Annotated in this window: 10 protein-coding genes; 5 read left to right on the forward strand and 5 right to left on the reverse strand. The window is 72.9% G+C overall.

Annotated features, from left to right (window positions below):
* Positions 1–28: 28 nt before the first annotated feature.
* The 5 genes from CXR04_RS32185 to CXR04_RS32205 are packed head-to-tail and all read right to left on the reverse strand — an operon-like array spanning position 29 to position 8,704.
* A complete protein-coding gene (locus tag CXR04_RS32185) occupies positions 29–745 on the reverse strand; it encodes a (Fe-S)-binding protein (protein ID WP_101425727.1) in 717 nt (238 codons plus the stop codon).
* Positions 724–2,241: a rhamnulokinase gene (locus CXR04_RS32190; RefSeq protein WP_101425728.1), complete on the reverse strand. Its 1,518-nt coding sequence runs from the start codon at positions 2,239–2,241 to the stop codon at positions 724–726. Before CXR04_RS32190 ends, CXR04_RS32185 begins: the two co-directional genes overlap by 22 nt.
* Positions 2,238–4,316 carry a bifunctional aldolase/short-chain dehydrogenase gene (locus CXR04_RS32195; RefSeq protein WP_101425729.1) on the reverse strand — a complete coding sequence of 693 codons (2,079 nt, stop codon included), beginning with the start codon at positions 4,314–4,316 and terminating at the stop codon, positions 2,238–2,240. Before CXR04_RS32195 ends, CXR04_RS32190 begins: the two co-directional genes overlap by 4 nt.
* On the reverse strand, positions 4,304–5,461 hold the full coding sequence (gene rhaI, locus CXR04_RS32200; RefSeq protein ID WP_101425730.1) for an L-rhamnose isomerase: 1,158 nt from the start codon (positions 5,459–5,461) through the stop codon (positions 4,304–4,306). The genes CXR04_RS32195 and rhaI overlap by 13 nt, the downstream gene beginning before the upstream one ends.
* Before the next feature lie 45 nt (positions 5,462–5,506).
* Positions 5,507–8,704, reverse strand: coding sequence for an alpha-L-rhamnosidase (locus CXR04_RS32205; RefSeq protein ID WP_101426713.1), 3,198 nt, complete (start codon positions 8,702–8,704; stop codon positions 5,507–5,509).
* Between the two features lie 208 nt (positions 8,705–8,912).
* On the opposite strand from CXR04_RS32205, the gene CXR04_RS32210 reads away from it, so the two are divergent.
* From CXR04_RS32210 to CXR04_RS32230, 5 genes are all read left to right on the forward strand, one after another.
* Positions 8,913–10,424, forward strand: coding sequence for a sugar ABC transporter ATP-binding protein (locus CXR04_RS32210; RefSeq protein ID WP_101426714.1), 1,512 nt, complete (start codon positions 8,913–8,915; stop codon positions 10,422–10,424).
* Positions 10,421–11,461 (forward strand): ABC transporter permease, encoded by a 1,041-nt coding sequence (locus CXR04_RS32215; protein ID WP_101425731.1) that lies wholly within the window; start codon positions 10,421–10,423, stop codon positions 11,459–11,461. The genes CXR04_RS32210 and CXR04_RS32215 overlap by 4 nt, the downstream gene beginning before the upstream one ends.
* On the forward strand, positions 11,458–12,441 hold the full coding sequence (locus CXR04_RS32220; RefSeq protein ID WP_101425732.1) for an ABC transporter permease: 984 nt from the start codon (positions 11,458–11,460) through the stop codon (positions 12,439–12,441). The genes CXR04_RS32215 and CXR04_RS32220 overlap by 4 nt, the downstream gene beginning before the upstream one ends.
* Positions 12,442–12,536: 95 nt before the next feature.
* Positions 12,537–13,610 carry a rhamnose ABC transporter substrate-binding protein gene (rhaS, locus tag CXR04_RS32225; RefSeq protein WP_101425733.1) on the forward strand — a complete coding sequence of 358 codons (1,074 nt, stop codon included), beginning with the start codon at positions 12,537–12,539 and terminating at the stop codon, positions 13,608–13,610.
* Positions 13,610–13,945, forward strand: coding sequence for an L-rhamnose mutarotase (locus CXR04_RS32230; protein WP_101425734.1), 336 nt, complete (start codon positions 13,610–13,612; stop codon positions 13,943–13,945). The genes rhaS and CXR04_RS32230 overlap by 1 nt, the downstream gene beginning before the upstream one ends.
* The last annotated feature ends 3 nt before the right edge of the window (positions 13,946–13,948 follow it).

The raw sequence follows: 13,948 nt of genomic DNA on the forward strand, positions 1-13,948 counted from the left end.
AGGAACGTACGGGCCGCTCGGGTCTCGCTCACCAGACGTCCCCTTCCGTGCTCGCCAGGATCTCCGCGAGGTGCACCGGCCGTACCGGCGAGCCGCGGCGCGCCAGCGTGCCGCCGATGTGCATCAGACAGGAGTTGTCCGCGGCGCACACCGCCTGCGCGCCCGACTCCTCCACGTGCCGCGCCTTGTCGGCGCCCATCGCCGCCGAGACCGCCGGGTTCTTCAGCGCGAACGTACCGCCGAACCCGCAGCACTCGTCCGCACCTTCCAGCTCGTGCAGCGTCAGCCCCTTCACCCGCTCCAGCAGTTGCCGCGGCCGGTCGCCGAGGCGAAGCACGCGCAGCCCGTGACAGGTCGGATGATAGGTGACCGTGTGTGGGTAATACGCCCCGACATCGGTCACTTTGAGGACATCGGTGAGGAACTCGGTCAGCTCGTACGTGCGCGGGGCGACGGCCGCCGCGGCGGGCTCGCCGATCCGCGGGTAGTTGTCACGGACCATCGCCGCGCACGAGCCGGACGGCGAGATCACGTACTCGTAGTCCGCGAACACGTCCGCGTAGCGGCGCGCGAGCGGCCGGGTCTCGCGCAGATAACCCGTGTTGAACTGGGCCTGCCCGCAGCAGGACTGCGCGAGCGGGAAGTCGACCGTCACCCCCAGCCGCTCCAGCAGCGCCACGACCGCGCGCCCGGTGCGCGGGTAGAGCGTGTCGTTGACACATGTCACGAAGAGCGCAACGCGCATTCCGCTTCCTCCCAGGCCGATCCGCCGCCGCCGGGTTCATACTCCCGCAGCGGCTGCGTTCTGTGAAGCAGAGATCGGAGGTCTGACAGAGTGCCATCGATCACGCCGGCCGCCCGCGCCTGGACGAGGACGTTGCCGAGGGCCGCCGCCTCCACCGGTCCCGCGACCACCGGCAGCCCGCAGGCGTCCGCCGTCAGCCGGCACAGCAGCCCGTTGCGCGCGCCGCCGCCGACGACGTGCACCACCCGTACCGTACGCCCCGAGAGCCGCTGCGCGTCGGCCACCGCGCGGCGGTGCGCCAGGGCGAGGGAGTCCAGCACGCAGCGCACGGTCTCCGCCGCGGACCGCGGCTCCGGCCGCCCCGCCCGCCCGCACGCTTCCGCGATCCGCTCCGGCATCCGGCCGGGGGCGAGGAACGCCGGGTCGCCGGCGTCCACGTACGAGCGCAGCGGGGGCGCCGCGGCGGCGCCGGCGAGCAGGGCGTCCAGCTCGTAGGTGTGCCCCTCGGCGTCCCAGGCGCGCAGGCACTCCTGGAGCAGCCACAGGCCCATGATGTTGCGCAGGTAGCGGACGGTGCCGTCCACGCCCAGCTCGTTGGTGAAGTTGGCGGCGCGGCTCTCCTCGGTGAGCACGGGCGCGGCCAGTTCGACGCCCGCCAGCGACCAGGTGCCGGTGGCGATGTACGCGAAGTCCTCGTCCCGCGCCGGCACGCCGACGACCGCCGAGGCGGTGTCGTGCGAGCCGACCGCGGTCACCGGCACCGGACCGGTCAGGCCCGTCTCCTCCAGCACCACGGGCAGCAGCTCGCCCGCCGGGTCGCCGGGGCGGCGCAGCGGCGGGAAGAGCCCGAGGTCGATGCCGGCGGCCTCGGCGACGCGGCGGGAGAACGCGCCGGTGCGCGGGTCGACCAGCGCCGTGGTGGAGGCGTTGGTCAGCTCGGTGCCGGCCTCGCCGGTCAGCCAGTACGCGACGAGGTCGGGGACGAGCAGCAGTCGCCTGGCCGCGGCGAGCGCGGGGGTGCCGCGGGCGGCGAGGAGCTGGTAGACGGTGTTGAACGGCAGGTGCTGCAGGCCCGTCGCCCGGTACAGCTCCGCCGCGGGCAGCACCGCGGCCAGCTTCGCCGCCATGCCCTCGGTGCGGGCGTCGCGGTAGTGCACCGGGTTGCCGATCAGCGCACCGGAGGCGTCGAGCAGGCCGTAGTCGACGGCCCAGGAGTCGACGCCCACGCCGGCGAGCCGGCCACCGGAACGCCGGCCCGCCGCGCGCAGGCCGTCCAGCACGCCCGCGTAGAGCGCCAGGACGTCCCAGTGGAGCGTGCCGGCCAGCCGGACCGGGCGGTTGGGGAACCGGTGCACCTCCTCGATGTGCAGCTCGCCGCCGCCGGCCCGGCCGAGCATCACGCGCCCGCTGGCGGCGCCGAGGTCGACGGCCGCGAACGGCAGCGAGGTCCCGTCGGCCCCGCTGCCGCCCGCACTCGTCCCGTACGCCCCGCTCACCGCAGGAACGCGGCGGCGACGCCCGCGTCCACGGGGATGTGCAGCCCGGTCGTGCGGCTCAGCTCGCCCGCCGTCAGCGCGAACACCGCGTTCGCCACGTGCTCCGGCAGCACCTCCCGCTTCAGCAGCGTCCGCTGCGCGTAGAACTCGCCGAGCTTCTCCTCCGGCACCCCGTACACCGCCGCCCGCTTGGCGCCCCAGCCGCCGGCGAAGATGCCGGAGCCGCGCACGACGCCGTCGGGGTTGATGCCGTTGACGCGTACGCCCAGCCCGCCCAGCTCCGCGGCCAGCAGCCGCACCTGGTGCGCCTGGTCGGCCTTGGCGGCCCCGTACGCGATGTTGTTCGGCCCGGCGAACACGCCGTTCTTGGAGGCGATGTAGACGATGTCGCCGCCCATGCCCTGCGCGGCGAGCACCCGCGCCGCCTCGCGGGAGACGAGGAACGAGCCGCGCGCCATGATGGCGTGCTGGGTGTCCCAGTCCGCCGCCGTGGTCTCCGCCAGCGGCTTGGAGACCGAGATGCCGGCGTTGTTGACGACGAGGTCCACGCCGCCGAACGCGAGCACCGCGGCCCGGAACGCCGCCGCGATCTGCTCCTCGTCCGTGACGTCCACCGGCACCGCGACCGCCTTGTCGGGACCGCCCAGTTCGGCGGCGACTGCCTCCGCGCCCGACGCGTCCCGGTCGGCGACGACGACGCACGCGCCCTCCGCCGCCAGTCGCCGGGCGATGGCACGCCCGATGCCCGAGCCCGCGCCCGTGACCAGCGCCACCCGGGTCGCCAGCGGCTTCGGCGGCGGCATGCGGCGCAGCTTTGCCTCCTCCAGCTCCCAGTACTCGATACGGAACTTCTCCGCCTCGGCGATGGGGACGTACGACGAGACGGCCTCGGCGCCGCGCATCACGTTGATCGCGTTGACGTAGAACTCGCCCGCCACCCGGGCGGTCTGCTTGTCCTTGCCGAAGCTGAACATCCCCACGCCGGGCACCAGGACGATCGCCGGGTCGGCGCCGCGCATGGCCGGCGAGCCGGGGGCGGCGTGGCGCTCGTAGTAGGCGCGGTAGTCCTCGCGGTACGCCGCGTGCAGCTCCTTCAGCCGGGCGACCGCCTCCGCCGGCGGCGCGTCCGACGGCAGGTCGAGGACCAGCGGCCGGACCTTGGTGCGCAGGAAGTGGTCGGGGCAGGAGGTGCCCAGCGCGGCCAGCCGCGGGTGGGCCTCGCGCGCCAGGAAGTCCAGCACGGCGTCGCTGTCGGTGAAGTGCCCGACCTGCGGCCGGTCGGCGGAGGCCAGCCCGCGCACGACCGGCGCCAGCGCGGCGGCCTGCGCCCGGCGTTCGGCGTCCGGCAGCGGCCCGTAGCCCTCCAGGAGCGGGCCGAAGGGCTCCGGCCGCCCCTGCTCGGCGAGGAACCGCTCCGCGGTGCGGATGATCTCCAGCGAGTTGCGCTCGCACTCCGCGGAGTCCGCGCCCCACGCCGTGATGCCGTGGCCGCCGAGGACCACGCCGATCGCCTCGGGGTGCGCCTCGTGCACCGCGGCGATGTCCAGGCCCAGTTGGAAGCCGGGCCGCCGCCACGGCACCCACACCACCCGCTCGCCGAAGCACCGCCGGGTCAGCTCCTCGCCGTCCGCGGCGCAGGCCAGGGCGATCCCCGAGTCGGGGTGGAGGTGGTCGACGTGCGGGGCGCCGACCAGGGCGTGCATGGCGGTGTCGATCGAGGGCGCCGTGCCTTCTCCCCCCGGGAGCCATCCCCTGCCGTGCAGGCAGTAGTCGAACGCGCCCACCATCTCGTCCTCGCGGTCCACCCCCGGGTACGTGACGGTCAGCGCCCGCAGCCGGTCGAGACGCAGCACCGCCAGGCCCGCGGCCGTCAGCGTGCCGAGGTCGCCGCCGGAGCCCTTGACCCACATCAGGTCCACGTCGTCCCCGGTCACCGGGTCCTGCGCGGTGCCCTTCGCGGAGGCGTTGCCGCCCGCGTAGTTGGTGTTGCGCGGGTCCGCCCCCAGCCTGTGTGCCCGCGCCAGCAGGTCGGCCACCGGGTCGTACGCGCCGGGCCCCCCGCTCACGCGCCCCACCCGGCCTGCGTGCCGCCGACCCGCTCCGCGACGATCCGCTCGGCCCATCCCGAGCGCCGGTACGCGGCCATCGGGTCCTGGTCCAGCCCCATCTCCTCGCGCACCTCGGCCAGCAGCGGCCGCACGTCGGTGTTGTAGGCGTCCATGAGCACGGCGTTGGCGGCCAGCACGTCGCCCTCGCGCTGCGCGGCGGCCAGCGCCTCGCGGTCGACGAGCAGCGCCTTGGCGGTGGCCTCCTGGACGTTCATCACCGAGCGGATGATCGCGGGGATCTTCGGCTCGATGTTGTGGCACTGGTCGAGCATGAAGGCCACGTCGGGGCCGAGTCCTCCGCCCCGGATCACCTCGTACATGAGGCGGAACAACTGGAACGGGTCCGCCGCGCCGACCATCAGGTCGTCGTCGGCGTAGAAGCGGGAGTTGAAGTCGAAGCCGCCGAGCTTCCCCTCCCGCAGCAGCACCGCGACGATGAACTCGATGTTGGTGCCCGGCGCGTGGTGCCCGGTGTCCACGACCACCTGCGCCCGGCCGCCCAGGTGCAGGCAGTGCGCGTACGCCGTGCCCCAGTCCGGCACGTCCATGTGGTAGAACGCCGGCTCGAAGAGCTTGTACTCCAGCAGCATCCGCTGCCCCTCGCCCAGCCGCTCGTACACCGCGGCCAGCGCCTCGGCGAGCCGGTCCTGGCGCTCGCGCACGTCGTCCTGGCCGGGGTAGTTGGTGCCGTCGGAGAACCACAGCTTCAGGTCCCGCGAGCCGGTGGCGTCCATGATGTCGACGCACTCCATCAGGTGCGCCAGCGCCTTGCGCCGCACCGCCGGGTCGGGATGGGTGACCGAGCCCAGCTTGTAGTCGTCGTCCTGGAAGACGTTGGCGTTGATGGCGCCGAGCCTGAGCCCGCGCTCCTTGGCGTAGGCGGCGAGCGCCGCGTAGCCGTCGGCGCCCTCCACCCGGTCCCACGGGATGTGCAGCGCCACGGACGGCGCCACCCCGGTGTGCTCGTGCACCCGGGCGGCGTCGTCCAGCTTCTCCTGGGGCGTGCGCGGCACCCCCGGCTGCGCGAAGACCTTGAAGCGTGTGCCTGAGTTGCCGTACGCCCAGGAGGGTGTCTCTACTGCCTGGGACTTGAGTGCCGCTTTCACGGTCATCGCGAAGCCTTTCCGCGCGGGGTGTCGCTGTCGTGTGGGGTGTGGTCAGTTGGCGAAGCGGTGCGTGCCCGCGTCCGCGGCGAAGACGGCGCAGCCGTCCTCCATCCGCAGGAAGCGGGCGCGGCCGTGGGAGACGTCCGCCGCGGTCCGGGCCGGGACCCAGACCTCGGCGGTGGTGTTGAAGGGGAGCGTCAGGTCCAGCCGCAGCCGGCCGTCACGCACCTGCCAGTCGGTGGTGACGGGGCCGTAGAGCGTGCTGAGCCGGCCGCGCGCCCGGTCGACCTTGCCGCCGGGGCGGGGCCGGATCAGCAGCTTGCTGAAGCCCGGCTCCGCGGGGGCGATCCCGGTGATGTGGCGGTACATCCACTCGCCGACGCAGCCGTAGGCGTAGTGGTTGAAGGAGTTCATGCCCGCGTCCTGGAACGAGCCGTCGGGCTTGATGGAGTCCCAGCGCTCCCACATCGTGGTGGCGCCGTTGGCGATCTGGTAGCCCCAGCCGGGGAACGTGTCCTGGTGCAGCAGCCGGTACGCGACGTCGGTGTGGCCGGTGGCCGTCAGCACGGGCAGCAGCCGGGGGGTGCCGAGGAAGCCGGTGGACAGGTGCCAGTCGCGGGCCTCGACGAGCGCGACGAGGCGGTCGGCCGCGGGCTTGCGGGCGTCCTCGGGCAGCAGGTCCATCGACAGCGCCAGGACGTACGCGGTCTGCGTGTCGCCCTTGATCCGGGCGCCGCCCTGGGAGACGTACGCGGCGGTGAACGCCTCGCGTACGGCGTGGAAGAGCGTGTCGTACGGGGCCGGGTCGCGGCCGAGGACGCGGGCGATCCGCGCGACGAGGTCGGCGCTGTGCGCGAAGTACGCGGTGCCGATGACGTCCTTGGGGGTCTCGTCCTGCGTATTGAGCCAGTCGCCGTAGCCCGCGGCGGGGCGCAGGTAGCCGTTGCTGTTGCGCTTCAGGTACTCCAGCCACTCCAGCATCGAGTCCCACGACTGCTCCAGCACCCGGGTGTCGCCGTACGCCTGGTAGAGCGCCCACGGCACCGTGGTGCCCGCGTCGCCCCAGCCGGCGACGCCCTTGCCGACGGGCCCGATCCACGGGGCGACGTCGGGGTACGCGCCGTCGTCGTCCTGGTCGTCGCGCAGGTCGTACAGCCACTTGGTGAGGAAGCGGGCGGACTCCATCGTGTACGCCGCGGTGGGCGCGAAGACGTTGATGTCGCCGGTCCAGCCGAGGCGTTCGTCGCGGGCGGGGGTGTCGGTGGGCACGGACAGGAAGTTGCCGCGCTGGCCCCAGGTGATGTTGGAGTGCAGTTGGTTCAGCGTCGGCACGTTGGTCTCGAAGTCCATCGTGAACGGCGCGGCGGTGTGCATGACCCGGCCGGTGACCGCGGTCTTCTGCGGCTGTCCCGGGTAGCCGGTGACCTCGACGTAGCGGAAGCCGTGGAAGGTGAACTTCGGCTCGTAGACCTCGCCGCCGTCCGCGCCGCGCAGGGTGTACGTGTCGGTGGCGCGGGCGGTGCGCAGGTTGGCGGTGTACAGGGTGCCGTCGGGGTTGAGGACTTCGGCGTGGCGCAGCGTGACGACCGTGCCGGCCTTGCCCTTCACCCGCAGCCGCACGGCGCCGACCATGTTCTGGCCGAGGTCGAAGACGAACACCCCGGGCGCGGGCTCGGTGACCGTCCGGGCGGGCAGCTCGCTCTCCACCCGGGTCGGCGCGTCGACCTGCGCGACGATCGCCGCGGCGCCTCCGTCGGCGGCCTCTGCGGGCCGCCAGCCGGAGTCGTCGAAGCCGGGCGAGGTCCAGCCGGGGGTCTCCAGCCGGGCGTCGTGGTCCTCGCCTGCCATCAGGTCCGCGGCGGTGACGGGGCCGCCGGTGCCGCGCCAGCCGGTGTCCGACAGGATCCGCTCGACGCTGCCGTCGGCGTACGTGACCTCCAACTGAGCCAGCAGCGCGGGGCGTTCGCCGTAGTGGTGCGGGCCGAACCAGCCGAGGTTGCCCGCGTACCAGCCGGCGGCCAGGTCGACGCCGATGGCGTTGGCGCCGGGCCGCAGCAGGCTCGTGACGTCGTACGTCTGGTACTGCACCCGCTTGTGGTAGTCGGTCCAGCCGGGCGCGAGCACGTCCTCGCCGACGCGGCGGCCGTTGAGGTGCGCCTCGTACAGCCCGAGGGCCGTGGCGTACAGCCGCGCGCGGACGATGCGCCGCGTGGACAGCCGGAACTCGTACCGCAGTTGGGCGGCGGGCAGCGAGACGGGGACGGTGACCTTGCCCCACGGGCCCGCACCCCAGGGGGCGAGGACCTTGGCGGCGGCCCAGCCGGAGTCGTCGAAGCCCGGCGCGGTCCAGCCGGCGGCCGGCTCGGCGTCGGCGGACTTCCAGTCGCCGTCGGTGACCAGGGTGGTCACGCCGTCGGCGGTGGTGAGTTCGAGCGCGCCGAGCAGCCCGGCGGGGCCGACGGCGCCGTTGGTGGCGGAGACCGCGATCACGGCGGTGCCGGCGGTGAGCAGCCCGGTCACGTCCACGACGTCGGGGCGGTTCCAGGCGGTGCCGGAGGAGACCTCGGTGCCGTCGACGTACGTGGTGTGGCGGTCGTCCGCCGCCACGGCGAGCCGGGCCCGGGTGACGCCTTCCGGGATGGCGAGCCGGGCGCGGAACCAGCGGGTCTCGGCGGGGGCGCTGCTCGCCGGGTCGCCCTCGGGGAACCAGATCCACGAGGAGCCGGTGATGTCGGGCGCGTCGGTCGGCAGGTCGGGCGCGGCGATCCAGCTCGCGTCCCACTCCTCGCCGCGCAGCCCGGTCTCCCACCAGGTGGGCTCGCTCCAGTCGGAGGCGGTGCCGTCCCGGTCCCAGACGCGGACCGTCCAGTGGTAGCGGGTACGGGGCCGCAACTCCGGCCCGCCGTACGGCACGAGGACGGAGTCGCCGGAGGCGACCTTGCCGCTGTCCCACACGTCGGGGTCGCTCAGCTTGTTCTGCGCGGTGGCCACCTTGATCTGGTACGCGCTCTGCGCCCCGCCCGCCGCGCCGGACTCCACGGGCCAGCTCAGCCGCGGGCGGTCGACGTCGAGACCGAGGGGCCGGCCGGCGTACTCGACCGTCGGCCGGGTCACCTCCGCCTCCCGGACCGCATCACTCGTGGCAGCGCGGGTGGCAGGTGCGGCAGCGCGGGCGGCGGGGGCGGCGCCGGTGGCGGCGGCGGTGCCCAGGGCGGTGGCGGTGCCGAGGATTCGACGTCTGCTGATCACGGGGTCCTCCGGGGACGGCGCGAGCATGAATCGTTTCAGATCACGAAGTTAGGGAGGCGCCGAGGGGGTGTCAAGGGGCCGCGGAGAACTTGACATTGGCCGGAAAGTTTCCATGTCCGCCCCATTGACGCGCCTGTTGGGGGAGGTCTAGCTTCCGTGAAAACTCATTGAAACCTTTCATGAACTGCCGACCGCAACGGTGCTGACCATGACAGAAGTGCCCGTCCTGGCCGCGCGCGGCCTGAGCAAGTCCTTCGGGGCCGTACGCGCCCTGGAGGACGTCTCCCTCACGCTGCACGCCGGTGAGGCGCACGCCCTCGCCGGCGAGAACGGCGCGGGGAAGTCCACCCTCATCAAGACCCTCGCCGGCGTGCACCGCCCCGACGCCGGCCGACTGCTCCTCGACGACGCCCCGGTGGCCTTCCACGGCCCGGCCGACGCCCGCGACGCGGGCATCGCCGTGATCTACCAGGAACCCACGCTCTTCCCCGACCTGTCCATCGCCGAGAACATCTTCATGGGCCGCCAGCCCCGCCGCACCCTGCGCCGCATCGACCGCGCCTCGGTCCACGACGCCACCGCCGCGCTCATGCGCCGCCTCGGCGTCGACCTCGACCCCGACCGCCCGGCGCGCGGCCTGTCCATCGCCGACCAGCAGATCGTGGAGATCGCCAAGGCGCTGTCGTTCGACGCCCGTGTCCTGATCATGGACGAGCCCACCGCCGCCCTCACCGGCAGCGAGACCGCCCGCCTCTTCGCCGTCGTCGAGGCGCTGCGCGCCGAGGGCGCCGCGGTGCTGTTCATCTCCCACCGGCTGGAGGAGATCTTCCGGCTCTGCCACCGCGTCACCACGCTGCGCGACGGCCGCTGGATCGCCACCGACGAGGTCGCCGCGCTCACCGAGGACGACCTGGTACGCCGCATGGTCGGCCGCGACCTGGACGAGCTGTACCCCAAGCAGGACGCGGAACTGGGCGAGACCGCGCTGTCCGTACGGCGGCTCACCCGCGAAGGCGTCTTCCACGACGTCTCCTTCGACGTCCGCCGCGGCGAGATCGTCGCGCTCGCCGGACTCGTCGGCGCCGGCCGCAGCGAGGTCGTCCAGGCCGCGTTCGGTGTCGACACCCCGGACGCCGGCGAGGTGCACGTGGCCGGACGCCCGCTGCGCCGCGGCTCGCCGACCGCCGCCATGGACGCGGGCGTCGCCCTCGTCCCCGAGGACCGGCGGCAGCGCGGGCTGGTCATGGAGATGTCCATCGAGCGCAACATCGGCCTCACCGGACTCGGCCGCCTCGGCTCCGCCGGGCTCGTCAAGCGGTCGCTGGAGCGCGGCCGGGCCGCCGACTGGGCGGCGAAGCTGCGGCTGAAGTACGGCCGGCTCTCCGACGACGTCGGCGTGCTCTCCGGCGGCAACCAGCAGAAGGTCGTCCTCGCCAAGTGGCTCGCCACCGAGCCCTCGGTGCTCATCGTCGACGAGCCGACCCGCGGCATCGACGTCGGCACCAAGGCCGAGGTGCACCGGTTGCTCTCCGAACTGGCCGCAGGCGGCCTGGCCGTCCTCATGGTCTCCTCCGACCTGCCGGAAGTCCTCGGCATGGCCGACCGCGTGCTCGTCATGCACGAGGGCCGCCTCGTCGCCGAGATCCCGCGGGCCGAGGCCACCGAGGAGTCGGTGATGACCGCCGCGACCGGCCGCGGCGCTACGGAGGCGGCGGCATGAGCGTGACCGTACAGAAGACGGAACCCGCCCCCGCGGGCGGCGCCGAGCGCTCCGCGCGCTCGCTGACCGACACGATCTTCCGCGCCCGCGAACTCTCCATCGGCGGCGCCCTCGTCCTGCTGATCCTCTGCACCTGGATCGCCAACCCCAGCTTCCTGGACGACCAGGGCGTCAAGGACCTGCTGCTCAACTCCTCCATCCTGGTGCTGCTCGCCGTCGGCCAGTCCGTCGTCGTCATCACCCGCAACATCGACCTCTCGGTCGGCTCCGTCGTCGGCCTCACCGCCTTCGCCTGCGGCGACTTCGTCTCCGGCACCGACCACAGCGCGTTCGTCGTCGTCCTCCTCGGCATCGCGCTCGGCACCGCGTGCGGGCTGGTCAGCGGGCTGCTGGTGAGCTTCGGCAAGGTGCCCGCGCTGGTCGTGACCCTCGGCATGCTCTACGTCATCCAGGGCCTGGACTACTGGTGGGCGGGCGGCGAGCAGATCAACGCCGCCAACCTCCCCGACGACGTCCTCTCCCTCGGCACCGGCAGCGTCCTCGGCATCCCGTACCTGCCGCTGATCACCGCCGCCGTCCTCGCCGGCACCGCGTACTACCTGCGCGCCTACACCGGCGGCCGGGAGCTGTACGCCATCGGCTCCAACCCCGAGGCCGCCCGCCTCGCCGGCATCCCCATCCGCCGCCGCGTGCTCGGCGCGTACGCCTTCTCCGGCGCCATCGCCGGCTTCGCCGGCGCGCTCTGGCTCGCCCGCTTCGGCACCGTCGTCGCCGACGCCGCCAACGGCTGGGAGCTGACCGTCGTCAGCGCCGTCGTCGTCGGCGGCGTCGCCATCACCGGCGGCGTCGGCTCCGTGTGGGGCGCCGCGCTCGGCGCCGCACTGCTCACCACCATCGGCAGCGCGCTGGTCGTGCTCAAGGTCAGCTCCTTCTGGCAGCAGGCCATCACCGGCGTGCTGCTGCTCGCCGCCATCACCACCGACCGCATCGTGCAGCGGCGCACCACCAGCGCGCTGCGGAAGAGGAGGCGGCCGTGAAGTCGCTCGGCACCTACCTGCGGTGGGACACCGCCGTCGGCATCCTGCTGATCGCGGTGTTCCTGGCCGGCACCTCGTCCACCGACGGCTTCGCCTCCACCGGCAACATGTCCGCCGCGCTGAACGACACCGCCGAGATCGCCCTCATCGCGCTGCCGATGACGCTGCTCGTCGTCGCCGGCCAGGTCGACCTGTCCGTCGCCTCCATGCTCGGCCTGTCCAGTGCGCTCGCGGGCTCCCTGTGGGACGCGGGGTACGCCTTCGAGCTGATCGTGCCCGTGTGCCTGCTCGCCGGCGCGGCCGGCGGGCTGCTCAACGGCTGGCTCGTCACCCGCGTCGGGCTGCCGCCACTGGCCGTCACCATCGGCACGCTCACGCTCTACCGGGGCCTGGCCTCGGTGGTCCTCGGCGACAAGGCCGTCGCGGGCTTCCCCGACACCTACTCCCAGTGGGCCTCCTCCACCGAGACCGTGCCGGGCACCTTCGTGCCGTACCCCATCGCGCTCTTCGCGGTGCTCGCGGTGCTCGCCGCCGTGCTGCTGCACATGACGGGCTTCGGCCGCTCGCTGTACGCGATCGGTGCCCAGGAGGACGCCGCCTGGTTCGCCGGCATCCGGGTCAAGCGCATCAAGCTCGCGCTGTTCGTCGTCTCGGGCCTGATGGCGTCCTTCGCCGGCATCGTCTACACCCTGCGCTACGGCAGCGCCCGCGCCGACAACGGCCTCGGCCTCGAACTCGTCGTCATCGCCTCCGTGCTCCTCGGCGGCGTCGACTTCAACGGCGGCAAGGGCACCCTCGGCGGCGCCGTGGCCGGCGTGCTCCTCATCGGCCTGCTCAACAACCTGCTCACGCTCAACGACGTGGCCAACGAGATCCGCGTGATCGTCACCGGGCTGCTGCTCATCGCCTCCGTACTCGCCCCGCGCGCCATCTCCGCGCTCGCGGAGCGCCGCAGCCGCCGCCTCGCGGCGGCCCCCTGACCTCGTCCCCCGACCCCCGGTCCCCCCGACCCCCGTCCCCCCGATCTGCCTCTGCTCCGCGGATCCGCGGAACCGAACGCGAAAGGTTCACCCGCATGCGTAACAAGAGCCGCACCCTCGCCGCGACAGCCGCGCTGTGCGCCCTCACCCTGGCGGTCGGCGCCTGCTCGGGCACCACGAAGGACGACGCGGAGAACGACGCCAAGGAGCAGGCGTCCGACGCCACCGCGAACCCGGACGCGCCCCTGAAGAAGGGGCTGAAGATCGCGTTCCTGCCCAAGCAGATCAACAACCCGTACGAGCAGATCGTCGACGAGGCGGGCATCGAGGCGAGCGGCGAGTTCGACGCCGAGGCCAAGGAGGTCGGGCCCTCGGACGCCAAGGCGTCCTCGCAGGTCTCGTACATCAACACCCTCGTCCAGCAGCGCCAGGACGCCATCCTCATCGCCGCCAACGACCCCAACGCGGTCTGCGGCCCGCTGAAGACGGCCATGCAGCAGGACATCAAGGTCGTCGCCTACGACTCCGACACCGCCAAGGACTGCCGCCAGCTCTTCATCAACCAGGCCAGCTCCGAGGAGATCGGCCGCAGCCAGGTGCAGCGCATCGCGGAACAGCTCGACTACAAGGGCGAGATCGCCATCCTGTCGGCGACGCAGAACGCCACGAACCAGAACACCTGGATCGACTTCATGAAGGACGAGCTGAAGAAGCCCGAGTACAAGGACATGAAGCTGGTCAAGGTCGCCTACGGCGACGACGACGACCAGAAGTCCTTCCAGGAGACCCAGGGCCTGCTCAAGGCGTACCCCGACCTGAAGGGCATCATCTCGCCCACCACCGTCGGCATCGCCGCCGCCGCCCGCTACATCAGCACCTCCGACTACAAGGGCGACGTCGTGCTCAACGGCCTCGGCACGCCGAACCAGATGCGCAAGTTCATCAAGGACGGCACCGTCGAGGAGTTCTCCCTCTGGGACCCCAAGGACCTCGGCTACCTCGGCGCCTACGCCGCCGCCGCGCTGGCCTCGGGGCAGATCACCGGCAAGGAGGGCGAGACGTTCGAGGCCGGCCGGCTCGGTGAGTACACCGTCGGCAAGGACGGTGAGGTCATCCTCGGCCCGCCGACCGTGTTCGACGAGAAGAACATCGACGAGTACGACTTCTGATGGCCGGCGCCGAACCGCGGCGCGTCTGCTTCCTGCTGAAGGTGCGCGCCGACCGGCTGGCGGAGTACCGCGAGCGGCACGCGGCCGTCTGGCCGGACATGCTCGCCGCGCTCTCCGCCGCCGGCTGGCGCAACTACTCGCTCTTCCTGCGCGACGACGGCCTCCTCGTCGGCTACCTGGAGACCCCGGACTTCGCCGCCGCGCAGACCGCGATGGCCGCGAGCGACGTCAACGCGCGCTGGCAGGCCGAGATGGCCCCGTTCTTCGACGCGCTCGACGGCGCCGCGCCGGACGAGGCCGTACGCCCCCTGACAGAGGTCTTCCACCTCGACTGAGGA

Source organism: Streptomyces sp. CMB-StM0423, assembly GCF_002847285.1.
Taxonomy (GTDB): Bacteria; Actinomycetota; Actinomycetes; order Streptomycetales; family Streptomycetaceae; genus Streptomyces.